General features: G+C 68.3%; 23 protein-coding genes and 1 riboswitch. Of the genes, 16 read left to right on the top strand and 7 right to left on the bottom strand.

Features of this window, described 5'->3' with window-relative positions; all coding sequences use genetic code 11:
• Positions 1-54: 54 nt before the first annotated feature.
• Positions 55-1,623: a molybdopterin-dependent oxidoreductase gene (locus G6N57_RS20370; protein ID WP_234815684.1), complete on the top strand. Its 1,569-nt coding sequence runs from the start codon at positions 55-57 to the stop codon at positions 1,621-1,623.
• Positions 1,624-1,632: 9 nt separating this feature from the next.
• On the opposite strand, the gene G6N57_RS20365 is transcribed toward G6N57_RS20370, so the two are convergent.
• From G6N57_RS20365 to G6N57_RS20355, 3 genes are read right to left on the bottom strand one after another with little or no spacing between them, the layout of a single operon-like run.
• A complete protein-coding gene (locus tag G6N57_RS20365; protein WP_077740846.1) occupies positions 1,633-1,833 on the bottom strand; it encodes a hypothetical protein in 201 nt (66 codons plus the stop codon).
• Positions 1,834-1,878: 45 nt separating this feature from the next.
• Entirely contained in the window at positions 1,879-2,625 is a 747-nt protein-coding gene (locus tag G6N57_RS20360) for an SDR family oxidoreductase (protein ID WP_077740847.1), read from the bottom strand.
• Positions 2,622-3,548 (bottom strand): NADP-dependent oxidoreductase, encoded by a 927-nt coding sequence (locus G6N57_RS20355; protein WP_097926018.1) that lies wholly within the window; start codon positions 3,546-3,548, stop codon positions 2,622-2,624. Before G6N57_RS20355 ends, G6N57_RS20360 begins: the two co-directional genes overlap by 4 nt.
• 322 nt (positions 3,549-3,870) lie before the next feature.
• Here G6N57_RS20355 and lon point away from each other — a divergent pair, with 322 nt between their 5' ends.
• The 7 genes from lon to G6N57_RS20320 all read left to right on the top strand — a co-directional run bounded on the left by lon (position 3,871) and on the right by G6N57_RS20320 (position 10,268).
• Entirely contained in the window at positions 3,871-6,195 is a 2,325-nt protein-coding gene (gene lon / locus G6N57_RS20350; protein WP_077741953.1) for an endopeptidase La, read from the top strand.
• Positions 6,196-6,368: 173 nt separating this feature from the next.
• A riboswitch (glycine riboswitch) is annotated at positions 6,369-6,467 on the top strand.
• A gap of 155 nt (positions 6,468-6,622) precedes the next feature.
• Positions 6,623-8,089 (top strand): D-serine/D-alanine/glycine transporter, encoded by a 1,467-nt coding sequence (cycA, locus tag G6N57_RS20345; RefSeq protein ID WP_077740848.1) that lies wholly within the window; start codon positions 6,623-6,625, stop codon positions 8,087-8,089.
• A 19-nt stretch (positions 8,090-8,108) separates the two neighbouring features.
• Entirely contained in the window at positions 8,109-8,498 is a 390-nt protein-coding gene (locus G6N57_RS20340) for a nitroreductase/quinone reductase family protein (RefSeq protein WP_077740849.1), read from the top strand.
• A gap of 1 nt (position 8,499) precedes the next feature.
• Positions 8,500-8,832, top strand: a complete 333-nt coding sequence (locus G6N57_RS20335) for a TfoX/Sxy family protein (RefSeq protein WP_077740850.1) — start codon at positions 8,500-8,502, stop codon at positions 8,830-8,832.
• 70 nt (positions 8,833-8,902) lie between these two features.
• Positions 8,903-9,127: a hypothetical protein gene (locus G6N57_RS20330; RefSeq protein WP_036451270.1), complete on the top strand. Its 225-nt coding sequence runs from the start codon at positions 8,903-8,905 to the stop codon at positions 9,125-9,127.
• Positions 9,128-9,141: 14 nt separating this feature from the next.
• On the top strand, positions 9,142-10,017 hold the full coding sequence (locus tag G6N57_RS20325; protein ID WP_077740851.1) for an oxygenase MpaB family protein: 876 nt from the start codon (positions 9,142-9,144) through the stop codon (positions 10,015-10,017).
• Complete coding sequence (locus G6N57_RS20320; protein ID WP_077740852.1) at positions 10,017-10,268, top strand: hypothetical protein; 252 nt, start codon at positions 10,017-10,019, stop codon at positions 10,266-10,268. Before G6N57_RS20325 ends, G6N57_RS20320 begins: the two co-directional genes overlap by 1 nt.
• Here G6N57_RS20320 and G6N57_RS20315 read toward each other — a convergent pair.
• A complete protein-coding gene (locus G6N57_RS20315; RefSeq protein WP_077740853.1) occupies positions 10,236-10,934 on the bottom strand; it encodes a DUF998 domain-containing protein in 699 nt (232 codons plus the stop codon). The two genes, G6N57_RS20320 and G6N57_RS20315, sit on opposite strands and share 33 nt — an antisense overlap.
• Before the next feature lie 54 nt (positions 10,935-10,988).
• Between G6N57_RS20315 and G6N57_RS20310 the strand changes: the two genes are divergently transcribed.
• The 5 genes from G6N57_RS20310 (at position 10,989) to G6N57_RS20290 (ending at position 17,500) form a co-directional block, all read left to right on the top strand.
• Complete coding sequence (locus tag G6N57_RS20310) at positions 10,989-11,570, top strand: hypothetical protein (RefSeq protein ID WP_077740854.1); 582 nt, start codon at positions 10,989-10,991, stop codon at positions 11,568-11,570.
• A 9-nt stretch (positions 11,571-11,579) separates the two neighbouring features.
• Positions 11,580-12,308: a DUF72 domain-containing protein gene (locus tag G6N57_RS20305; RefSeq protein ID WP_077740855.1), complete on the top strand. Its 729-nt coding sequence runs from the start codon at positions 11,580-11,582 to the stop codon at positions 12,306-12,308.
• A gap of 11 nt (positions 12,309-12,319) precedes the next feature.
• On the top strand, positions 12,320-13,546 hold the full coding sequence (locus G6N57_RS20300; RefSeq protein WP_077740856.1) for an NAD(P)/FAD-dependent oxidoreductase: 1,227 nt from the start codon (positions 12,320-12,322) through the stop codon (positions 13,544-13,546).
• A gap of 151 nt (positions 13,547-13,697) precedes the next feature.
• Entirely contained in the window at positions 13,698-14,342 is a 645-nt protein-coding gene (locus tag G6N57_RS20295; RefSeq protein WP_077740857.1) for a hypothetical protein, read from the top strand.
• The gene (locus G6N57_RS20290) at positions 14,342-17,500 is read left to right on the top strand and encodes a helicase HerA domain-containing protein (protein ID WP_077740858.1); all 3,159 of its coding nucleotides are present in this window, start codon (positions 14,342-14,344) and stop codon (positions 17,498-17,500) included. Before G6N57_RS20295 ends, G6N57_RS20290 begins: the two co-directional genes overlap by 1 nt.
• Here the strand turns inward: G6N57_RS20290 and G6N57_RS20285 are convergent.
• A complete protein-coding gene (locus G6N57_RS20285; RefSeq protein ID WP_077740859.1) occupies positions 17,497-18,984 on the bottom strand; it encodes an acetyl-CoA acetyltransferase in 1,488 nt (495 codons plus the stop codon). The two genes, G6N57_RS20290 and G6N57_RS20285, sit on opposite strands and share 4 nt — an antisense overlap.
• 103 nt (positions 18,985-19,087) lie before the next feature.
• On the opposite strand from G6N57_RS20285, the gene G6N57_RS20280 reads away from it, so the two are divergent.
• Positions 19,088-21,457 (top strand): phosphoketolase family protein, encoded by a 2,370-nt coding sequence (locus G6N57_RS20280; RefSeq protein WP_077741954.1) that lies wholly within the window; start codon positions 19,088-19,090, stop codon positions 21,455-21,457.
• 38 nt (positions 21,458-21,495) lie between these two features.
• Positions 21,496-22,260: a CPBP family intramembrane glutamic endopeptidase gene (locus tag G6N57_RS20275; RefSeq protein WP_065459417.1), complete on the top strand. Its 765-nt coding sequence runs from the start codon at positions 21,496-21,498 to the stop codon at positions 22,258-22,260.
• Positions 22,261-22,286: 26 nt separating this feature from the next.
• Here G6N57_RS20275 and G6N57_RS20270 read toward each other — a convergent pair whose 3' ends face one another.
• Positions 22,287-22,871 carry a CGNR zinc finger domain-containing protein gene (locus G6N57_RS20270; protein ID WP_077740860.1) on the bottom strand — a complete coding sequence of 195 codons (585 nt, stop codon included), beginning with the start codon at positions 22,869-22,871 and terminating at the stop codon, positions 22,287-22,289.
• Between the two features lie 119 nt (positions 22,872-22,990).
• On the opposite strand from G6N57_RS20270, the gene G6N57_RS20265 reads away from it, so the two are divergent.
• On the top strand, positions 22,991-23,464 hold the full coding sequence (locus G6N57_RS20265) for a hypothetical protein (protein WP_097926019.1): 474 nt from the start codon (positions 22,991-22,993) through the stop codon (positions 23,462-23,464).
• Position 23,465: 1 nt separating this feature from the next.
• Here the strand turns inward: G6N57_RS20265 and G6N57_RS20260 are convergent, their stop codons facing one another.
• Positions 23,466-24,467, bottom strand: a complete 1,002-nt coding sequence (locus G6N57_RS20260) for a zinc-binding alcohol dehydrogenase family protein (protein WP_077741955.1) — start codon at positions 24,465-24,467, stop codon at positions 23,466-23,468.
• Between the last annotated feature and the right edge of the window lie 26 nt (positions 24,468-24,493).

The raw sequence follows: 24,493 nt of genomic DNA, 5'->3' as shown, positions 1-24,493 counted from the left end.
TCGTCACCCCCAACGACAGGCTCCCTGCTTGGTGTCCGGGGTAGGTTGGTGACGATGGCTGAGTCCTCGTCGAGGTCCTCGTCCGAGTCCTCGCCCAACGCCCGGATGCTCGGCGGAGTCGCTGCCGCCGCGGTCTCGCTCGGCGTGGCCGCGCTTGTCGCCATCCCATTTCCGCCTCACGCCGATCCGCGCGGCGCGATCGGATCGGCCATCGTCGACCTGACCCCGGGCCCCGTCAAAGAATTCGTCATTCAAGCCCTCGGCGGCCTGGACAAGCTCTTCCTTGCCGTCGTGGTCCTGGTGGTGATCGCCGCCGTCGCCGCACTCGCCGCGAGCTACGAGACCCGGCGCCGCCCCGTCGGCAGCGCGATCTTCGTCGCCGCGGGACTGCTCGGCTGCGCGGCCGTCCTCAGCCGGCCCGGCGCCACTCTGCCCGACGTCGTGCCCACCGTGGTGGGCACCGCGGCAGGGGTGGCGGCGCTGCGCCTGCTCGCGCTGCGGCTGTGGCCCGCACCTGATCACCCGGACGAGTCGGACGACGGTGACGACGTCGACGTCACCAGGCGGATGTGGCTGACGACCGGCGGCCTGCTGGGTTTCGGGGTGGCAAGCGGACTGCTCGGCCTCGTCATCGATCGGTTGGCCAGTTCGGTGGCAGCGGAGCGCGAGACCTTGGCCATCCCCCGCCCGCGTATTCCCGCTCCCCCGATACCCACCGGTGTACAGCCGAAAGATGTTGCCCTGCCGAGCTTCCTCACCGATGCCGCCGACTTCTACCGCGTCGACATCGCGCTGTCCGTGCCGCAGTTGAGCCGTGACGAATGGCGGTTGCGCATCCACGGCATGGTGGACCACGAGATCACCTACAGCTTCGCCGACCTGGACCGCTTCGAAGTGATCGAGAAGGCCGTGACGCTGACGTGCGTATCCAATCCGGTTGGCGGTGAATATATCTCGACGGGAATGTGGACGGGTTATCGCCTGGCCGACCTGCTGGCGGCGGCAGGGGTGTCTCCCGATGCGGACATGCTGCTGTCGAAGTCCGTCGACGGCTTCACGGTCGGTACCCCGGTGGAGGCCATTGCCGACGGCCGGGACGCGATGCTGGCCATCGGCCTCAACGGGCAGCCGCTGCCCGTCGCCCACGGCTACCCGGCCAGGCTGGTGGTGGCCGGACTCTACGGCTACGTGTCGGCCACCAAGTGGGTCACCGACCTCGAACTGACCCGTTTCGACCGGGCACTGGCGTACTGGACCAGACAGGGCTGGGCACCGCGCGGCCCGATCAAGACCGAGTCACGCATCGACGTGCCCAAGCGTGGCCAGCAGGTCCGGGTGGGGCCGACAACCTTCGGCGGGATCGCGTGGGCACAGAATCGCGGCGTGCGCGCCGTCGAGGTCCGCATCGACGACGGCCCATGGCAACCCGCACAACTCGGGGACGCCTACTCCGACGAGACGTGGCGGCTTTGGAGCTTCGGCTGGCAAGCCGACGCCCCGGGGGAACACACCATCACGGTGCGGGCCACCGACAACACCGGCACGGTCCAGACTTCGGACCAAGCGTCCACCGTGCCCGACGGCGCCACCGGGTGGCATTCGGTGAACTTCACCGTGGCCTGACGCCGATCCCTACTTCTGGGAGATCTTGCGCCAACTGACGACCGAGATCACCACACCGACCAGCACGGTGATCGGGCCGATGATCGACCAGGTGGTGGTGTTGCTCATCGGGCTGCCCTGCAGCACACCGAATCCCTGCAGGGCCCAGATCAGGCCGAACAACGCCACGATCACACCGACCGCGAAAGTCACGACGAATCCCCTGTTCATAATTGGATGCTACGTCGCGGCATCAACCGGGTCACGTGCGCGACGTCAGCCCTGAACCGTGGGCCGGATGACGATTTCGCCGATCTCGACCTCACGAGGCTGCTCGATCGCGAATGCCACGGCGCGCGCCACCGCCTCCGGGGGCAGGCCGAATTCGTCCATATTGGAACGTATCTGGGCACGCAGCACCGGATCGTCGATCGAACTGTCAAGCTCGGTACGGACAAACCCCGGTGAGATCGACGTGGTACGGATGACTCCGTCGGTGGATTCCTGTCGCAGTGCCTCCATGACAGTCCGCACCGCGTTCTTGGTGCCCGCGTACACGCCCATGTCCGGCACGATCTTCAGCCCGGCCGTCGACACCGTGGTGACGAAATGTCCGTGCCCTTGGCGCCGGAACACAGGTGCGGCCGCCGCGATTCCGTGCAACACGCCGCGCAGGTTGACGTCGATCATCGCCGACCACCCGGCGACGTCGCCGTCGGACAGCCGGCCGATCTTGCTGATGCCCGCATTGCTCACGAGAACGTCCAATCGACCGAACCGGTCTGTCGCTCCGGCGACCAGCGCGTCGAGATCGGCGGGCCGGGTGACGTCGACGGCCAGTGTGACCACGCCCGCTCCTCCGGCCACGAGCTCGGCCGCGATCTGGTCCAGGCGCTCCACCCGCCGGGCGCCGAGCACCAGCTTGGCGCCTCGCGCTGCCAGCAGACGCGCCGTCGCCTCGCCGATCCCGCTGCTCGCTCCGGTAATCGCGACGACTGCTCCGGCGATCGGGTCACCGGTCACGGCCGCAGCACCAATTTCCCTCTGGTATGGCGCTTTTCCAGCTCGCTGTAAGCCGCCCGGACGTCATCGAGGGCAAACACCCCGGCGATCGGAACCTCGAGTTCACCGGCGGCGGCGAGGTCTGCCAATTCGGCGATGATCGCGATGTCGGCCCCCTCGGCATTGCCGGCACTCTGGACGCCGTACTGCTCGATGGCACCGAAATCGATGATGGTGTCGACTCGTTGGGGATCGATACCGAGCTCCTCGACGGCAAGCTGCACGTAGCCGCCGCCGAAGAAATCGAGGAACGCGTCGATGCGACCCGACGGGGCGGCGGCACGGAGCCGCGCGGCCAGGTCGTCGCCGTAGTTGACCGGGACGACGCCGTGCGCCGCCAGCCACCCGTCGTTGGCGGACCCCGCGATGCCGAGGACGGTCGCGCCGGCGCGCTTGGCGAGCTGCACCGCGATGGTGCCGACACCACCGGCGGCGCCGGCGACCGCGACGGTATCGCCGGGTTGCAGCCGCACGGCGCGGACCGCGGCGTAAGCAGTGGCGCCCGCGACATACAGGGACCCGGCCACCTCCCACGACAGGTCAGCCGGCTTGGGCGCTAACTGGGTGGCGGGCACCGTCACGTACTCGGCGTGGCTGGCGCGCCCGTCGGAGAATCCGAGCACCTCGTCGCCCACTGCGAACTCGGTCACACCCGGTCCGAGCTCGGCCACCACACCCGCGAGATCACTGCCCTGTCCCGACGGAAAGATGGCGGGGAACCGGTCGTGGAGCGCACCACGACGGATCATCGCCTCGCCCGGGTTGATGCCCGCGGCCCGAACCTGCACGAGTACCTCGCCTGCCGCCGGAACCGGCCGCGGCACATCACGCACCTGCAGCACGTCGATTCCGCCGTACTCGTCGAATTGCACTGCTCTGCTCACGATCCTTCTCCTTACGTCTGCATGTCCTACGACGGCGCCGGCCCGCAAAACATTCCAACGGCGAGGACCCGGACCGTCGCCTCCCGACCCGCCCTGACAAGGCAGCCGTGATGTTGAGGAGCCTGCTGGTCGGTGATCACGGCAGGCATTGCGGACTAAACCGAGGATTCCGGTCAATATGTGGCTGAAATCCTCGGTTCAGTGCTCGACGGAGGCGTTCCTCAGCGTCCGTTCACTCACGGCGAACCCGGGCGCGGCAATGCCGGGGAACAAACCCGACGCCGCCAAGGTTGAGCGCATCAGACTGAACTTTGGAGGTTTGATGCCTGAACAAATCGCAGTGCCCATTCTGTTCTTGAGCGAACCGATCGTCCTGCCCGGAATGGTGCTGCCGATCGAACTCGACGACGCCGCCCGCGCAGCGGTCGACGCCGCCCAGGCCAGCGAATCCGGAAAACTCCTGATCGCTCCGCGCCTGGACGACCGCTACCCCACCCATGGCGTGATCGCGTCGATCGTGCAGGTCGGCCGCATGCCCGGTGGCGCGGAAGCCGCCGTCGTCCGCGGCGAACGCCGCGCCCACATCGGCTCCGGCACCACCGGACCCGGCACCGCGCTGTGGGTCGAGGTGGAAGAAGCCGCCGAGGCTGAAACCCCGACCGACGAGACCAAGGCACTGGCTGCCGAATACAAGAAGCTGCTGCTGGCCATCCTGCAGCGGCGTGAAGCCTGGCAGATCGTGGACGTGATCAACAAGATCAACGACCCGTCCGCGCTCACCGACACTGCCGGGTACGCGTCGTACCTGACCGATGTGCAACGGCGCGAACTGCTGGAGACCGCGGACGTGGATCGCCGTCTCCGGCTGCTGATCGACTGGACCGGCGAGCACCTGGCCGAGGTCGAGGTGAACGACAAGATCGCCGAGGACGTCCGGTCCGGCATGGACAAGCAGCAGAAGGAATTCCTGCTGCGCCAGCAGCTGGCCGCCATCCGCAAGGAACTGGGCGAAGGCGAGCCTGAGGGGTCTGAGGATTACCGGGCCCGGGTCGAGGCCGCCGATCTTCCGGACAAGGTCCGCGAGGCCGCGTTGCGTGAGGTCGGCAAGCTGGAACGCTCCAGCGAGCAGAGCCCCGAGGGCGGCTGGATCCGCACCTGGCTGGACACCGTGCTCGACCTGCCGTGGAACGAGCGCACCGAGGACTCGACCGATCTCAAGGGGGCCCGCGAGATTCTGGACGCCGACCACCACGGTCTGGACGACGTCAAGGACCGCATCGTCGAATACCTGGCCGTTCGGGCCCGTCGGGCCCAGCGCGGGATGGCCGTCGTCGGCGGCCGCGGTTCGGGTGCGGTGATGGTGCTGGCCGGTCCGCCCGGGGTCGGCAAGACCTCGCTCGGCGAGTCCGTCGCCCGCGCTCTGGGCCGCAAGTTCGTGCGCGTCGCCCTGGGCGGCGTGCGGGACGAGGCCGAGATCCGTGGCCACCGGCGCACCTACGTCGGCGCGCTGCCGGGCCGCATCGTGCGGGCCATCGGCGAGGCGGGTTCGATGAATCCCGTTGTGCTGCTGGACGAGATCGACAAGGTGGGCTCGGACTACCGGGGCGACCCGTCGGCGGCGCTGCTGGAGGTGCTGGACCCGGCGCAGAACCACACGTTCCGCGACCACTACCTGGACCTGGATCTGGACCTGTCCGATGTGGTGTTCCTGGCGACGGCCAACGTCATCGAGAACATCCCGTCCGCCCTGCTGGACCGGATGGAGCTGGTGCAGATCGACGGCTACACCGAGGACGACAAGGTCGCGATCGCGCGGGACTACCTGCTGCCGAGGCAGACCGAACGCGCGGCCCTGACCGATGCCGAGGTGAGCGTGACCGATGCGGCGCTGCGCAAGATCGCCGCGGACTACACGCGCGAGCCGGGCGTCCGGCAGTTCGAGCGGTTGCTGGCCAAGGCGCTGCGCAAGGTGACCACGAAACTGGACTCCACCGACGCCCCGATCATGATCGACGAGCCGGATCTCGTTGAGTACCTGGGCCGTCCGCGGTTCACGCCGGAATCCGACGAACGGACCGCGGTGCCGGGTGTGGCGACCGGCCTGGCCGTGACCGGCCTGGGCGGCGACGTGCTCTACATCGAGGCCAACTCGAACGAGGGCGAGCCGGGGTTGAAGCTGACCGGTCAGCTGGGCGACGTCATGAAGGAGTCGGCACAGATCGCGCTGTCCTACGTGCGGGCCCACGCGTCGGAATTGGGTGTGGATGCCAAGGCACTGGACCGCCAGATCCACGTGCACGTGCCCGCGGGCGCGGTGCCCAAGGACGGTCCGTCGGCCGGCGTCACGATGGTGACGGCACTGGTATCGATGGCAACCGGGCGGCAGGTGCGCGGCGATGTCGGCATGACCGGTGAGGTCACGCTGAACGGCCGGGTGCTGCCGATCGGCGGTGTCAAGCAGAAGCTGCTCGCGGCGCAGCGGGCCGGGCTGAAGACGGTCTTCATCCCACAGCGCAACGAGCCCGATCTGGACGAGGTGCCCGCTGAGGTGCTGGCGGTGCTCGACGTTCGGCCGATGACCGACGTTGCCGACATCATCGCCCAGGCTCTGGAGCCGGCGGAGGAGTTGGCGACCGCCGCCGCGTAAGGAGGTCCACCGCGCGAGCGACCGTGAATGTATGCAGGTGACGGCGGGTCACCGGACAGACACGGTCGCTCGGCGTGTGGCGCCGACCATGGGGGTGCGCAATCCGCACTCGGCTGCTAACGTGACGCGCGGCACACTCCGGGTTCGGGGTGGCTCACAACTTAAGACGCCGTTGAGTCGCGGCGGGAGAGTCCCGCCCCATCCAGCCGGCGGGCGCCGCAGGAGCAAATCCTCCCCAGGAATCTCTCAGGCCCCGGTATCGCCGCGACTAGGCACCTCTGGAAAGCAGTCGGCCAGGACCGGCTCACCGAAGGGGCAGGTGAAGCGCCGACAGGCGGTTCGTGAAAACTCTCAGGTTCAAAGCGACAGAGCGGGGAGGCGCCCGCATTCCGCGCTCCCCATGGGGCCTGAGATCCTTGAGGTTGTTATGACCCGATCCAGTGATCTGTCCGCTGATTCAGCGGAATCGCCCGCATCGTCCGGGCAGCCACAGCACCTCTCCCGCCAGCTGTCCAACCGGCACATCCAGCTGATCGCGATCGGCGGCGCGATCGGAACCGGCCTGTTCATGGGGTCCGGCAAGACGATCTCGCTGGCCGGCCCGTCGGTGCTGTTCGTCTACATGATCATCGGCTTCATGCTGTTCTTCGTGATGCGGGCGATGGGCGAATTGCTCCTGTCCAACCTGCATTACAAGTCCTTCGCCGATTTCGCGGCCGACCTGCTCGGCCCGTGGGCGGGGTTCTTCACCGGCTGGACGTACTGGTTCTGCTGGATCGTCACGGGCGTCGCCGACGTCGTGGTGATCGCCGGGTATGTGGCCTTCTGGTGGCCCGACCTGCCGCTGTGGATCCCGGCCCTGGCCACGGTCGTGGTACTGATCGGACTGAACCTGCCGACCGTGCGGGCCTTCGGTGAAACCGAGTTCTGGTTCGCCCTGATCAAGATCATCGCCATCGTGACGCTGATCGTCGTCGGCCTCGTGATGATCTTCACCAGTTTCAAGGCACCGACCGGCGCCGAGGCCGCCTTCGCGAACCTGTGGAACGACGGCGGCTTCTTCCCCACCGGCCCAATGGGATTCGTGGCCGGCTTCCAGATCGCCACCTTCGCGTTCGTCGGCATCGAACTGGTGGGCACCACCGCGGCCGAGGCCAAGGACCCCGAGCGCAACCTGCCCAGGGCCATCAACTCGATCCCCGTGCGCGTCATGCTCTTCTATGTTGCAGCACTGACAGTGATCATCGCGGTCACGCCGTGGCGCGAGATCGACCCGAACCTCAGCCCGTTCGTGGCCATGTTCAGCCTCGCGGGCCTGGGAATCGCCGCATCGGTGGTCAACTTCGTGGTGCTGACCTCGGCGACGTCGTCGGCCAACTCCGGAATCTATTCGACCTCCCGGATGGTCTACGGCCTGGCCACCGAAGGCGACGCGCCGAGCCTGTTCGGCAAGCTCACCTCACGGCGGGTGCCCGCCAACGCATTGTTCCTGTCCGGGGTGTTCCTGCTGTCGGGTGTGGTCATGGTCGCCGCAGGCGACTCGATCGTCGCGGCCTTCACCCTGGTCACCACGATCTCGTCGCTGTGCTTCATCTTCGTCTGGACCATCATCCTGATCAGCTACCTGGTGTACCGGAAGCGCAGGCCGGAACTGCACGAGGCATCGAAGTTCAAGATGCCCGGCGGTGTCGTGATGTGCTACATCGTGCTGGCCTTCTTCGCCTTCCTGCTGTGGGCGTTCACCCAGAAGGAAGACACCCTGCAGGCCGAACTGGTGACGCCGGTGTGGTTCCTGGTGCTCGGCATCGCCTGGCTGGTGCTGCGACGTCGGCCGCGGCACCTCGACCGGGAAGCCGCCTTCCGCGCCGAACTCGAGTCCACTGATTCCGACTGACGCTCGGTAGGGTGGCGCCATGGTGGATCTTCGCGATCTGAAGCGACGCATCGTCCATGGCGCCCAACGCCGCATCGTCAACCCGGTCGGGCGCCAACTGCCCGTCACCATGCTGGAGACCGTCGGCCGCAAATCCGGTGAGCCACGGCATACCGCCGTCGGCGGCCGGGTGGTCGGCAACCAGTTCTGGATGGTCTCCGAGCACGGCGACCGATCCCACTACGTGCTCAACATCAAGTCCAATCCCGCTGTGCGGCTGCGTATCAACGGGCAGTGGCGGACCGGTACGGCGCACCTGCTGCCCGACGACGACCCGGTCGCGCGGCTCAAAGAACTGCCTGCGCTCAACAGCGCGGTGGTCCGGGCCGTAGGCAGTGACCTGCTCACCCTCCGCATCGACCTCGACTGACATGGCCTTCGATCCCGACCTGGCCAACCGCATCCGCGAGCTGACGGCCTCCGAAAGGGGCCTCGACGAGAAGCGCATGTTCGGCGGGCTGGCGTTCCTGATCAACGGCAACATGGCCGTGGCAGCGACTCGCGAGGGCGGCCTGATGGTCCGGGTCTCGCGTGACGACGGCGAGAAGCTGGTGCAGCGCGACCACGTCGAGCCGATGGTGATGGGCGGCCGCGAGATGCGGGGCTGGCTGCGGATCACCGGCCCCGGCATCAAGACCAAGCACCAGCTCCAGTCCTGGGTCGAGCGCGGCATCGCTTACGCCAAGGGGCTTCCGCCCAAGTGATTTCCGGGGCGGCCAACCAGAATCGCCATTAACATAGAGCGCGCCTGACAACGACGGGGGCGCACTTCACATGTTGACCGCAGTACGCAAGATTCTCGGCTTCCAGATGACCATCGCCGAGTGGATCGGCACCGCCATCATCCTCGCGGTTCCCTATCTGCTCATCGGCCTGATCTGGTCGCTCACCCACACCGGCCACCTGGCCGGCATGCACGGCGCCGATGCCACCGTGTCCTTCCTCGGCTCGATCGTCTCCTGGCCGGTCCTGCTTTTCACCAACGTGTGCATGAGCTGACGAGGAGCCGACGAATGCCTTCCGGCAACACCGCCGCGGCCAACCGCATCGAGATCTCCCACCGCACCGCACGCTGGTCCGACGACGACGTGACCATCGCCGATGCGATGGATCTGTGGGGCTTCGCCGCCGGCGCGGCCAACGTGATCATGCAGCTGTCCTCACCGGGCGTCGGCTACGGAGTCGTCGAGAGCACCGTGGACTCCGGCAACCTGCTCAAACACCCGTGGAAGCGGGCCCGCACCACCCTGAGCTACCTGGCGGTGGCCGTCCTCGGAAAGCCCGAGGACCGCGCGGCGTTCCGCGACGCCGTCGACACCGCCCACCGGCAGGTCCGGTCCGGTCCGGCAAGTCCCGTGCAGTACAACGCCTTCGACCGCGACCTGCAGCTGTGGGTGGCGGCCTGTCTGTTCGTCGGGCTGGAGGATGTCTACCAGCTGTTGCGGGGTGAGATGACCGACGCCCAGGCCGAGCAGTTCTATCAATCCGCCGCCACGCTCGGCACCACCCTGCAGGTCAGCCAGGAACAGTGGCCCGCGACGCGGGCCGATTTCGACACGTACTGGGACACCGCGTGCGGACGGGTTCAGATGGACGACGTCGTCAGGAAGTATCTGCACGATCTGGTGGACCTGCGGATGATCAACCCGCTGCTCCGTATCCCGTTCCGGCCGCTGTTGAAGTTCCTCACGGCAGGTTTCCTGGCACCGGTGTTCCGCGATGCCGTCGGCTTCGGCTGGGGCCGCGGCCGGCAGCGGCTGTTCGAATGGCTGTTCCTGGCGGTGGCATTCGGCAACCGCTTCCTGCCGGTGTTCATCCGTCAGGGTGGCAGTTACCTGCTGCTGGCCGACGTCCGCCGGCGGGTGGCTGCCGACAAGGCGCTGATCTGATGGACCGGATCCGCCGTACCTTGAGTTACAAGCTCAGCGTCGAGCAGCTGCTCGAGACACTCATGTGGTTGTCCTTGCCCTACCTCGTGATCGGCCTGGTGTGGACGTTCTTCCACCCCGAGCAGGTGCAGCTCATCGAGTCGGGCCTGCTGACCAAATTCCCGGCCGGTGCCGATCTGGTGGCCTTCGGGCAGGTGACACTGCTGTGGCCGGTGCTGCTACTGGGTGCCGACGTGTGCGTCGCGATGTGAGCGCAGCAACCGCGCGGCCACGGCAACGATGAACAGCCACAGCGCCGCCCCGCTGATCCACGTCGGCACATAGTTGAACGTCTCGCTCTGTGCACCCGCGTTGAGACCCATATACGCACCCACCGACACCACCGCGACCCCGGTCACGGCCGACACCGCCGCCCAGACCCGATCCCCCATGCGAGCGAAAAACCTTGTCAGCGCGAAACATCCGATAGTTGCGGCCAGGAACCCGAGGCCGCCGGCCGCACCGTGGACCTTGGCCGAGGCGCTCAATCCGTCGACCCCGGGATAGCCCTGCGGTGCACCCGGCGGGAACCCGAACCCGGGGTCGGTCGGGTTGAGCCCCACCACCACACCGGCCAGCAGCCCGTACAGCGCGACACAGATCGCCGCGACCCGCCCGGACCACACGTCCGGGGCCACACGCCAGATCCCCGCCCCGAAGGCGGTCAACAGCAGCCCGCAGACCACGAAGTTCACCGTCTGGATCCAGCCCCAATCACCAAGGACCAGCATCGAATTGGCATGCCGGGTCAGATCGAAACCGGGACGGACCAACGCCAGGGTGAGCGACACCGCCGTGATCAACGATCCGCCCACCACACCCGCGGTGAGCAACGCGGTGGTGAGCCGGGCCGCTGCGGGACGCGCTTCAGGTGTCACGGAAACTCGACGCTACCGTCCGGGCGGCACGTCGATTGACTAGGGTCTTGCGTCGTGAAGGCTTGCCTCGTCCGCTGTGCGATCTTTGGAGCCGCCGCTGCGGCATTGACCGGATGTGCGTCCGGAACCGTCGTCAACACCGACGATGCCGCCTCACCGCCGCCCGCGAGCACCACCCCGACACCTCCGACATTCGGCACCGCCCACCTGGTCAACGCGGCCGACTACATGCTGGACGTCAACGGGCACAAGGGCTACTACTTCAGCACGCCGAGCGGCCGGTGGCAGTGCGCGATACTGCCCAGGGATCGCGCGGGCTGCCAGGCCGCAGGCGGCGTATCGGCGATGGCGGTCACCGGGGCCCCGACCGAGGTGCCCGACCCGACCGGCGGGACAGCGACACCGAATTCCCTTGTCCTCGACCGGGACAACGACGCCCAGTTCGTCAACCTGGCCCAGCCCGAGTTCGCGCAGCCCACCGCTGTCGTGCTGCCGTTCGGCAATGTGCTGGCAGTGGCCGGATTCCGCTGCAACGTCCAGGAGCAGTCCGGGGTGTCCTGTGTCCGGGAGCTGACGGGCCGAGGTTTCACCTTCTCCGCCGAGGGCTACTCCCCGCACTACACAGACGTCCCCTAGCGATGGCACATGATCAGGATCGGCACCTCGGGTTGGTCGTACGACCACTGGACCGATGTGCTCTATCCCCGCGGCACACCGGCGAAGTCCCGGCTGGCCCGCTACGTCGGAGAGTTCGACACCGTCGAACTCAACGGCAGTTTCTACCGCTGGCCCGCTGACACCACCTTCACCGGCTGGCGCGACCAGATGCCCGACGGATTCACCATGTCGGTCAAGGCGCACCGCGGTCTGACCCACTACCGGCGGCTGCGGTCACCGGAGAGCTGGACACCGCGGTTCGACGAGTACTGGAAACTGCTCGGCAGCCACAACGAGGCACTGTTGGTCCAGCTGCACCCCGACCTGGAACGCGACGACGAACTCCTCGGCGCTTTCCTGTCGCAACTCCCCCGCCGGATCCGGGTGGCGATGGAGCTGCGCCATCCGTCCTGGCACGAGGAGGCCGTGTACGAACTGTTGCGGCACCACGGCGCGGCCTACGTCGTGATGAGCGGACCCGGACTCACCTGCCGCCCGGTGGCCACCAGTGAGCTGGTCTACCTCCGGATGCACGGTCCCGGCGAGGACGCCATATACGCCGGCTGCTACTCCGATGACGAGCTGAGCGAGTGGGCACAGCAGATCCGGCAGTGGGACCACGACGACCACCGCGTCGTCGTCTACTTCAACAACGATCTCGGTGGTCATGCGGTACGCAACGCCCGAAAACTGAAGCAGTTGGTGTCGGGCGAGTAGGCTGAATCGACATGACCACGTCGTCCACATTCGCGATAGCCGGCGGCGGCCTGGCCGGCGCCAAGGCTGCTGAAGCACTGCGGGACAACGACTTTGACGGCCATATCGTGCTGTTCGCCGCCGAGGACCAGCTCCCGTACGAGCGTCCGCCGCTGTCCAAGGAGTACCTGGCAGGCAAGAAGAAACTCGATGACTTCACGGTCGATCCGTCGCCCTGGTACCGCGACCACAACGTCGACCTGAGGCTCGGCACCGAGGTGACCGCCGTCAACGCCGCCGAGCACACGCTGGCCCTGCCCGACGGCACCACCGTCGGTTACGACAAGCTGCTGCTGGCCACCGGGTCTTCGTCCCGCCGCCCGCCGATCCCGGGATCCGACGCGGCGGGGGTGCACTACCTGCGCACGATCGACGACGCCGCAGCCCTGAGCGCGGCGTTGACCCCGGGTTCCACGCTCGCCGTGGTAGGCGCCGGCTGGATCGGGCTGGAAGTGGCCGCCAGCGCCCGGGGGCGCGATGTCGACGTCACCGTCGTCGAGGCCGCCCACCTGCCGCTGCTGGCCGCCCTCGGCGCCGAGGTCGGCCAGGTGTTCGCGCAACTGCACCGCGAGCACGGCGTCGACCTGCGGCTGGACCAGTCGGTCCAGGAGATCACCACCGACAACGGCCGCGCCACCGGACTTCGGCTCGGGGACGGCTCCACCGTCGCCGCCGACGCGGTACTGGTCGCCGTGGGCGCAGCACCGAACATCGGCCTGGCCGAACAGGCCGGGCTGGCCATCGGAGACGGCGGTGTGCTCGTCGACGCGTCGCTGCGCAGCAGCGATCCCGACATCTACGCCGTCGGCGACATCGCCGCCGCGCAGCATCCGTTCTTCGGGGTGCGCATCCGCACCGAACACTGGGCCAACGCGCTCAAGCAACCTGCGGTAGCGGCGGTGGGGATGCTGGGCAAAACCGCCGAATACGACGAATTGCCGTATTTCTTCACCGATCAGTACGACCTCGGCATGGAATATGTCGGTCATGCCCCCGAATATCAGCGGGTGGTTTTCCGCGGCGACGTTGCTGGACGTGAATTCATCGCGTTCTGGCTCGACGGCGCCAACCGGGTTCTGGCGGGGATGAACGTCAACGTGTGGGATGTCCTTGACGACGTCAAGGCGCTGATCCGGTCGGCCGCCCCGGTCGATCCGGAACGCATCGCCGACCCGGCGCAGCCGCTGCCGATCGGGTAGCTGCGGGCGCCCCACCCACCGTGCGGGCGAAAACCGTGTGGCGCAACAACATTCTCGCGGGGTCACCGGTACGCGCTAACGTGCTTGAGACACGTGCCGGTATCGCCCCGCCCGCGTGCCACAAACATGACGGCAGGAAGGTGAGCATCCGGTGAATGTCGCGCTCGACGAGCTGACCGGCACCGAGCAGGCTGTCCTGCTGGTACTGATGGCCGAGTCCCGCCCGGTGCCCAACGCCGAGCTGGAGCGGCTCGGGCCCAAGCTCGACAAGCCGAAGCGCGACCGGCTCAACCGGTTGGGCCTGATCGAGTCCACCGGCACCCGGCCCCTCGTCCACGAACTGACCGACGCGGGATGGGCACTGTGCCGGTCCCTGTTCGGCGCAGGCGCACCGCCGCGGTCCACCGGGCAGGGCAAGGCCTTGTACACGCTGCTGGGTGCGCTGAACCGCTACTTCCAGCATGCCGAACTGGTTCCCGCCGACGTCTTCCTGCCTGCCGAGGAGCCCACCGAGGTGCCCGCCCAGACAGCCGGGGCGGGCCCCGAGATCCAGCTGCGTACCGCCTATGCCGGGCTGGCCGCCCGGCCCGGAGGCTGGGTGAGCCTGTTGCGACTGCGCCAGGCCGTGCCCGGGCTTCCCCGACCCACTGTCGACGCCGCGCTGATCAGCCTCTATCAGCAACCCGGCGTCAGCCTGATCCCCGAGGAGAACCAGAAGGTGCTCACCCCCGCCGACCGCGAAGCCGCGGTGGAGATAGGTAACCAGGACAAGCACCTGATCGCGATCGAGTCCTGATGGAGCTTCAGCACCGCGAAGCGCTCAGCGCGCTCCGCCTGACCTGGGCGCCGACCGCCGACGATCTGTGGCATTCGCAGGGCGCGCTGCACGTGCGCGGCCTGCACGACCGGCCGATGGCCGACGTGATGGCCGCCTTCGGCGATGCCGAACGGGAAACCGACTCCAGCCCGCTGGGCGTGGTGGTTCGCGGCCCGGCCGGATCGGGCAAGACCCACCTGCTCGGTCAGGTGCGCGAGCAGGTGCAGACCGGCGGCGGTTTCTTCTTCCTCGTCGAACTGCTGGATGCGGCCAGCTTCTGGCAGTCCGCCCGCGCAGGCATCCTGGAGAGCCTGGGCCGGCCAGGCAGCGAGCGCGAAACCCAACTCAAAGACCTGTTGTGGGAACTGTCCTCGGTGGCCCACATCTCCCGGGCCAATCGCCGGGCGGTGATCGGCGACGACGACCTGACCCCGGAGATCCTCACCGACTTCGTCAACTCCCTGCACAAGGTCCACCGGCACACCGTCAAGCGCGCACACCACACCCTGCGCGCCCTGGTGCTGCTCGGCGCAGGCGACCTCGAGCTACAGGACATCGGCGAAGCCTTCCTGACCGGCAGCGGCGAGAAGGAGGCCTGGGGCCTGCCCGCGCCGGTGCTCACCCCGCAGGAATCGGTGCGCGACATCTCCCGGCTGATCGCCCTTGCCGGGCCGTCCGTTCTGGCCCTCGACCAGATCGACACGCTGCTGGCCCAGTCCAGCGAGCGCACCGACACCTCCGGCGCGGCCGGCACCGACCCGGGTGGAACCGCGCGCCCCCCGGGTAACAACGACCTCGAACACATCGCCCACGGGCTGATGTCGATCCGCCAGACCATGCGCCGCACCGTCGGCGTGGTGGCCTGCCTGCCCGCCGCCTGGGAGGCGATCCAGGACCGCGCCACCGCGACGGTGCAGGACCGCTTCCGGACCACCGCGCTGCTGCAGGGCCTGCCGACGCCGGAGGTCGGCCGCGCCATCCTGGAACGCCGGTTCACCGCCAGCTATTCGGCGATCGGATTCGCCGCGCCCTACCCGAGCTGGCCGATCCTGCCGTCGGCGTTCGACGAGGCCACCCAGTACACGCCGCGCCAGCTGCTCAAGCGCGCCGACACCCATGTGCGCCGCTGCCTGGAACACGACACGATCGAAGAACTGACCCAACTCACCGGTGACGTGTCCGGGCCCCACGAGCCCACCGGGACCGGCACCGCGCTCGGGGACACCGGCGAATTGGACCGCCGCTTCTCCGACTATCGGCGCCGCGCCGTGACCGTCGCCGCGCTGGACCCCGATGGCGAGGACACCACGATGCCCGGCCTGCTGTCGGCCGCGCTGGACGCGTGGATCACCGAGCTCGGCGAGGCCGGACAGGCATTCCGCCCCGATCCGCTCCCGGGCCAACGCGTGGTGCTGCACGGACGACTGCGCCAGACGCTCGATGCCGCCACCGACGACGAGCGGCACTGGGCATTCCGCGCGGTCTCGTCCGGCAATGCCGTCGCGGTCCAGAACAGGGTCCGGAAAGCCTGGGAGGCAACGGGCTTCAATCCGGACCGGCGTCAGCTGTTCCTGCTGCGCAACACCGCGTGGCCGAAGGGCGCCAAAACCGCCGTGATGATCGCGGAGTTCGAGGCAGCCGGCGGCCGGGTGCTGCCGATGAGCGAGGACGACGTGCGCACCATGACGGCGCTGCGCGACCTGATCGACGACAACCACCCCGACCTGCCCGAGTGGTTACGCCGGCGCCGCCCCGCCCACGGGATCGGCTGGCTGCGCGCCGCGCTCGGGGACATCGCGGGCGATCCCCCGCCGCCGGCCCAGATCGATGTGGACGCCGAGCTCGCCACCGGTCCGATACGGGCGCAGCAGCCCGAGCCGGTGATCGAACACTCGCCCACCGCGATCACCCTGGGCCTGGACAGCCCCGGCGGCCGCCCCGTGTCCGTCGACCTGGCCGCACTGCGTAAACACACGGCGATCTTCGCCGGCTCCGGATCGGGCAAAACCGTGCTGATCCGGCGCCTGGTCGAGGAGTGCGCGCTGCGGGGCGTGTCGTCGATCGTGCTGGACCCCAACAACGACCTGTCTCGGCTGGGCGCCCGCTGGCCCGACAATCCCCCGGGATGGAACCCGGCCGACGATGAACGTGCCGACGCGTACTTCGAGGACGCCGAGGTCGTGGTGTGGACCCCGCGCCGGTCGACCGGTCGCCCGCTGTCCTTCCAGCCGCTCCCCGACTTCGCCAGTGTCATCGACGACGACGACGAGTTCTCCGACGCCGTCGAATCCGCCGTCGCCGCACTCGAACCCCGCGCCCTGATCGCAGGCAACACCGCCAAGGCGGAGCGGTCCCGCGCGGTGCTGCGGGAGGCACTGCGGTTCTACGGGGCGAGCCCCTCGAGCGGCCTTGGCGGCTTCATCGACCTGCTCGGCAATCTGCCGGTCGAAGTCAGCGCGCTGGGCGGGGCACAGAAGCTGGCCGCCGAGTTGGCGCAGAACCTGCGCGCCGCGACGGTCAACGATCCGCTGTTCGGCGGAGCCGGGACCGCCGCCGACCCCGGGATGCTGTTGACGCCGTCGCCGGGTTACCGGGCCAGGGTGTCGGTGATCAACATGGCCGGATTGACCAGCGATCAACAGCGCGAAGGGTTCGTCAACCAGTTGCAGATGGCGCTGTTCGCGTGGATCAAGCGCAACCCGGCCGGGGACCGGCCGCTCGGCGGCCTGCTGGTGATCGACGAGGCGCAGAACTTCGCACCGTCGAGTCACACGACCGCCGCCACCCACAGCACCCTCGCGCTGTCCTCGCAGGCCCGGAAGTACGGGCTCGGACTGGTGTTCGCCACGCAGTCCCCGCGCGGCCTGCACAACCACATCCCGGGCAATGCCACCACGCAGTTCTACGGCCTACTGAACTCCCCCGCCCAGATCGCGGTGGCCCGGGAAATGGCCCGGGTAAAGGGCGGCCACGTGCCCGACATCAGCAAGCTGCGTTCGGGTCAGTTCTATGTAGCGTTGGAAGGCAACGCTTTTCACAAGATCCAGACACCCTGGTGCCTGTCCCATCATCCGCCCAGCCCACCGACCGCCGACGAGGTCCTCGCCCTGGCGCAGCGGGAGCTGGCCGCGCGCTAGAGCAGGGTCGCACTGCCGTCGGCGTGCACCCGCACCTGCGCCCCGGCGATGTCCTCGGACATGGTCGCCGCGGCCTGCGACTCGTCGACGATCCGGGCCATGGTGCGGCCGTCCCCCGGGGTGCGCACCGCGAGGAATGCCCGCTCCACGGTGCCGTCACGGCCCACCGGCGTGGTCCACGATTCCACCGTGCCAGTGCCGGTGAACTCCACCTCCAGCCGCCGCGTCGGCTCGGCATCGACCTCGGATTGCACGTCCTGCCAACGGAATTCCCGGGGCGGCGGCTCGGTGCCGTACACCCCGAAGCTGTGCTTGGTGAGGTAGCCGCCGTTGGCGGTGATCAGCCCCCGGCTTCCTGGGTTGGCCACGAGCCGCTCGGCCATCGTGGCGATCGAATGGGACACGTAGTTGTTCCACGGCCCGCCCGCGAACGTCAGCCCGCCGGTCACCGTCAAGGGCCGTGACGGATCGGCCAGGGGCAGACCGATTTCGGCCGCCGCCACCTGCACCGCCGAGGGAAAGCACGAGTAGACGTCGACGAAGTCGACCTCGTCGAGGCCCACCCCGGCCAGCTCCAGGACTCGGCGCCCCGCGATCCGGATCCCCGGCGACCGGTCGAGCTCGGCTCGCTCACCGACGGCATAGGTGTCGTGCGAGTCCGTCGCGGCATAGGGGAAAACCCAACGGTCGGTGGGGATCTGAAGATAGATCGCCTTCTCGGCGGTGGTGAGGACCAGCGCCGCACCCTGATCCACCATGTTGTTGGAGTTCATCAACTTGGTGTAGGGCCAGCTGATCATCCGGTTGTCCGGGCCTGGCTGCCAGATCGCCTCGGCGGGCACCGCTTCCCGGCTCCAGGCATGCGCGTTGCCGGCCGCCACCGCGCTGAACCGTGACCACAGCTCCCCGATCCGCCTGCGGTGTTCGTCACTGGTCTCACCGCTCGCGATCCGCAGCGCCTGCTCGATCATCGGGTACACGTAGGCCGGTCGGTCCAGCATGATGCGGAGCTCCGCGGCGCCGGCCATCGGCACTCCGTCATGCGCACCCGGGGCCTCCGGAACGGACTCGTCCTGGCGCGTCCAGTCCGGTGTGGTCCCGGCCGCCCGCAGCCGGCTACGGGTGCGCCACGTCTCGGCCCCGGCGATCAGGACCACCTCGGCCCGTCCGCCCTGCAGATCCAGGCAGGCCCGGCCCACGAGAGTCTGCGGAACATTGCCACCCACCCCGGTGTAGCGCGTCTGGGCGTTGCCGGCCCGGATCCGCTGCGCCAACAGCAAACCCGGATCGCGGTAGCGCCAGGACAGCACATTGACGATCCGCACCGAGTCGACCGCCTCCAGCACGCGCGGGTCGGCGGCGGCCCGGGCCGCCTCGGCCATCAGATCGACCGGTTCGACGGTCGGCGTCACCTGCCGTTGGTTGACCTGGCCGTAACCGACCAGGACCGGGGTTCGCGGGTCGACAGTCCTGGGCACGCCCATGCTCACGAACCTAGCCGGATTTCGGGTGGTGTTGGTTGGCCCGCCCGAATCCGGGTACCCGGATCCCGGGCGCCATTCACCGATACCGGCCACTATGGAGAACATGAGCGACGCGACCCTCACACCGGCACTGACCGATACGGAACTCGAGCAGCTCAACGCCTACTGGCGCGCGGCCAACTACCTGTCCGTCGGCCAGATCTACCTACTCGACAACCCGTTGCTCGCCGAGCCGCTGGCCGCCGAGCACGTCAAACCGCGACTGCTGGGCCACTGGGGCACCACGCCGGGGTTGAACCTGCTGTACGCCCACCTCAACCGGATCATCCGCGAACGCGACGCGAACATCATCTACGTCACCGGGCCCGGCCACGGCGGTCCGGGTCTGGTGGCCAACGCCTACCTGGAAGGCACCTACAGCGAGGTCTACACCGGGATCGGACAGGACACCGATGGCCTCCGGAAACTGTTCCGCCAGTTCTCGTTTCCCGGCGGTATCCCCAGTCACGTGGCCGCCGAGACACCCGGATCCATCCACGAGGGCGGCGAACTCGGCTACGCGCTGGTGCACGCCTACGGCGCCGCGTTCGACAATCCGGACCTCGTGGTGGCCTGCGTGGTCGGCGACGGTGAGGCCGAGACCGGGCCGCTGGCCGCCAGCTGGCATTCGAACAAGTTCCTCAACCCGGCCGTCGACGGAGCGGTGCTGCCGATCCTGCACCTCAACGGCTACAAGATCGCCAATCCCACAGTGCTGTCCCGCATCCCGCAGGAGGAACTCGAATCACTGTTCTACGGCTACGGTTACCGGCCCATCACCGTGGCCGGCGACGACCCGGCCAACGTGCACCAGCAACTGGCCGCGGCCATGGACGAGGCGTTCGATCAGATCGCGGCGATCCAGCGGGCGGCCCGGCTCGACGGCGAACCGGGCCGCCCGCTGTGGCCCATGATCGTCCTGCGCACGCCCAAGGGCTGGACCGGGCCGCACGAAGTGGACGGAAAACTGGTCGAGGGCACCTGGCGCTCCCATCAGGTGCCACTTTCCGAGACCCGGACCAACCCGTCCCACATGGCGCAGCTGGAAACCTGGCTGCGGAGCTACCGGCCCGAGGAACTTTTCGACGCCACCGGGGCGCTGCGGCCCGACCTGCGAGCGCTGGCACCGTCGGGCAACCGGCGGATGAGCGCCAACCCGCACGCCAACGGCGGATTGCTGCTTCGTGACCTCGACCTCCCCGACTTCGCCGATTACGCGGTGACCGTGGACAGCCCCGGCACCGAGACCGCCGAAGCCACCCGCGTGCTCGGCACGTTCCTGCGTGACGTCATCGCAGGCAACCCCGACCGCTTCCGGTTGATGGGACCGGACGAAACCGCTTCGAACCGGCTGGCCGCCGTGTTCGAGAAGACCGACAAGGCCTGGCAAGCCGAGACCCTGTCCGTCGACGAGAACCTGGCCCCCGACGGCCGAGTGATGGAAGTCCTCTCCGAGCACCTGTGCCAGGGCTGGCTCGAGGGTTACCTGCTGACCGGACGGCACGGGCTGTTCAACTGCTACGAGGCGTTCGTCCACATCGTCGACTCCATGCTCAACCAGCACGCCAAATGGTTGTTCAGCAGTTCCCATCTGACCTGGCGCCGGCCGATCGCGTCGCTGAACTATCTGCTGACCTCCCATGTGTGGCGCCAGGACCACAACGGCGCCTCGCATCAGGATCCGGGCTTCATCGATCATGTCGCCAACAAGCGGCCCGAAGTGGTGCGGGTCTACCTGCCGCCGGATGCCAACACCCTGCTGTCGGTCGCGGACCACTGCCTGCGCAGCCGTCAGTACGTCAACGTCATCGTGGCAGGCAAGCAGCCGGCGCTGACCTACCTCACGATGGACGAAGCCGTCGCCCACTGCACCCGCGGGCTCGGGATCTGGGAGTGGGCCAGTAAGACGACGGGCGAGCCCGATGTGGTGCTGGCCTGCGCCGGGGACATCCCGACGCTGGAGACCCTGGCCGCCGCCGACATCCTGCGCCGCCGCCTGCCCGAGCTGAAGGTGCGGGTGGTCAACGTCGTCGACATCATGCGCCTGCAACCCGAGTCCGAACATCCCCACGGGCTGTCCGAGCGCGAGTTCGATTCGATCTTCACCACGGACAAGCCGATCATCTTCGCCTATCACGGCTACCCGTGGCTGATTCACCGGCTGGCCTACCGGCACACCAACCACGCCCAACTCCACGTGCGCGGGTTCAAGGAGCGGGGCACCACGACCACACCCTTCGACATGGTGATGCTCAACGACCTCGACCGGTTCCACTTGGTCATGGACGTGATCGACCGGGTCGACGGCCTGTCGGCAAGCGCCGCGGGACTCCGCCAGGAAATGGTCGACGCGCGACTGGCCGCCCGGCGCTACACCCGCGAACACGGCGAGGACGATCCGGCGATCGCCAACTGGACCTGGGCCACGGTGTGACCTGGGTAATTGCGCCGCGCCGGTACGATTGGCAAGTTATGTCTGATCAGAGCGCCGTGGCCGCGCATCCCCACCCCCTGGTGGCCCAGCTCTCGGCATTGCACCATTTCCGGATCTACGCCGACATCGGCATCGTCGTCGTCATCCTCACCCTGACCAATCTGATCGCGCACTTCACCACCCCGTGGGCCAGTATCGCCACCGTCCCGGCGGCCGCGGTCGGCCTGCTGGTGCTCGTGCGGGCCCGCGGCCTGGGCTGGGCCGAGCTCGGACTGGGCCGCGAACACTGGCGCTCCGGCGTCGGGTACGCCCTGGGAGCCGTCGCGCTCGTCGTCTCGGTGATCGCGATCGGGTTGGCGCTGCCGTGGACCCGGCCGATGTTCATGAACGACAACTACGCGACCATCTCGGGTGCGCTTCTGGCGTCGATGGTGATCATCCCGCTGCAGACCGTGATCCCCGAAGAACTGGCGTTTCGCGGCGTGCTGCACGGAGCACTCAACCGGGCCTGGGGTTTTCGCGGCGTCGCCGCGGGCGGTTCGCTGTTGTTCGGTCTGTGGCACATCGCCAGCTCGCTCGGATTGACGAGTGAGAACGTCGGCTTCACCCGGCTGTTCGGCGGCGGCGTGTTCGGCATGATCGCCGGCGTGGTCCTCGCCGTGATCGCCACCGGCATCGCGGGCTTCGTGTTCACCTGGCTACGGCGCCGCAGCGGCAGCCTGATCGCCCCGATCGCCCTGCACTGGTCACTCAACGGGGTCGGCGCACTGGCCGCCGCGCTGGTGTGGCACCTGTCTACCTGACCTGATTCGCGCCTCCGGCACGGGGCCTAACTCGCGCCTCCGGCACGGCGACGCGCGCGGAACTCCCGATTCTTCAACATGTTCCCGCAGCTGGCCATGTCGCACCAGGTACCGCCGTGATTGCGGGACCGGTCGTAGAACGCCCACATACATTCGTCGTTCCCACACGCCTTGAGCCGTGCCCACGTGCCGTCGCGCTGCGCGTCGCGCATTACCAGCAGCAGTTCCAGCAGACGCTCGCCCACCCCGTCTCCGGCGGCCGCCAACCGCACCTGACCGTCGGGACCCAGATCGACCCTCGCGGTGGACGCGTCGGCGAGCCCCCGCAGGACGGCCAGGTGATCAGCGCCCGGGCGCGGACCACCGGTGTTGTGCACGAGCAGCGCGCGCAACGCTTCGCGCACCCGGCGTACCAGGTCCAGTTCGGCTGCCGTCGGAGTTGCCCCTGAGGCGAGCAACCCGTTGGCGGCCAGCCAGGGCGCCGCGTCGCCGACGTCCGCGAGCCGGTCGGGTCCGGCAGGCAACTCGATCGTGTTGACCAGAGCCTGGATCCGGGCCAGCGGGCCGGGCGCGGGTTTGGTCTCGGTGTCACCGGCCCACGTCGTCGTCATCACTTCAGCGTACCGCCGTGACCACTAAATTGGCTTGACTAGTCATTGATGACCAGCGTACGGTCTTAGATAGTCACGACCTTCCGGGCTGGGCATACGAAAAATTACGAGGTATCGCCATGAACGACAACCGAATTTCCGCGACACCAGCGTCCACCGCCCACCGTGCCCCCGCCCCCTGTCGCCACTCGATCCGGGCCCGCCTGACCGCACGCATCCGGTCGGGCCGCCTCGACGCCATGCTGGCCGTCGGCGCGCCGACTCCCCCGGGCAGTGCCATCGCCGCGCGCGCGGCCCGGCTGACGTCGACCGCCGAGCGGGAGGCCATCGCCCGTGCGCTGCGCCGTTGCCTGCGCGAGGCCGCCACCGACTCCATCCTGTGGACATCGCGAATTCCGTTGCATCGGAAGAACATTGCCGCAGCGGAAGACACGATCGACGCAATCGCCCTGCGCCTGCACTCACCGCTGCCGGTGGACGCGCGCGGGATGGCACGGCTCACTCGGGTGCTCAACGACGGCCTCGGACCGATGTACGCGTTCGGCCACGGTGACCTCGACGGCCGGTTGGGCGCTGCCCTCGCCGCGCTCTGAGTTACACCCGCAGCACCGCGGCACCCGCGACGCGGCCGGCACTCAGATCGGCCAATGCCTCGTCCGCACGGTCCAAGCCGTACACCGGGGTGCTGACCGCAATCCGGTGGTCACCGGCGAACGCCAGGAAATCACGGGCATCGGCACGGGTGTTGGCAGTGACCGACCGGATCTCGCGTTCCTGGAACAGGTGGCGCTGATAGTTCAAGGGCGGGATGTCGCTGAGGTGGATACCCGCGATCGCCAGCACACCGCCCCGGTCGAGCGCCGCCATCGCCGGCAACACCAGATCCCCGACCGGGGCGAACAGGATCGCCGCATCCAGTGGCTCAGGCGGCATGTCGGCGCTGCCCTGCACCGACGACGCGCCCAGCTCCAGGGCCAGTTCGCGGGCGCGCTCGCCACGGGTCATCACGTGCACACGGGCGCCCTGCGCCAACGCCACCTGCGCCGTCAGGTGCGCACTCCCACCGAATCCATAGATCCCGAGCCGCCCGCCCGGGGGAAGGTCGGTGCGCAACAGCGACCGATACCCGATGATCCCCGCGCACAACAGCGGCGCCAGCTCGACGTCGGAGTACCCGTCCGGCAACCGGAGCGCGAATGCGGCGGGGACGGTGGTGAATTCGGCATAGCCGCCGTCGGCATCCCAGCCCGTGTACCTCGACGCGGGGCAGAGGTTCTCCCGACCTCGCAGGCAATAGACACACTGCCCGCACGTGTATCGCAGCCACGCCACACCGACCCGGTCGCCGGGAGCGAACCCACCGCCGGACTCGGCGCCGACGGCAACCACCTCGCCGACGACCTCGTGCCCGGGTATCACCTGTGGCCGGTGTACCGCCAGATCTCCTTCCGCCACATGCAGATCGGTGCGGCACACCCCACAAGCCAGAACCTTGACGAGCAGTTCGTCAGGCCCGGGCCGCGGGACGGGCACGCCGGCCCGCTGCAGCGGATGCGAACTCACCGGCCCCGGGGTGACGACCTGCCAGGCCGTCATGATCCCCGTGGCCATCACCGTCTCCG

This window comes from Mycolicibacterium boenickei, assembly GCF_010731295.1.
Lineage (GTDB): Bacteria > Actinomycetota > Actinomycetes > Mycobacteriales > Mycobacteriaceae > Mycobacterium > Mycobacterium boenickei.
Note: the sequence above shows the minus strand (reverse complement) of the source record. Positions and strands in the feature narration are given on the sequence as shown.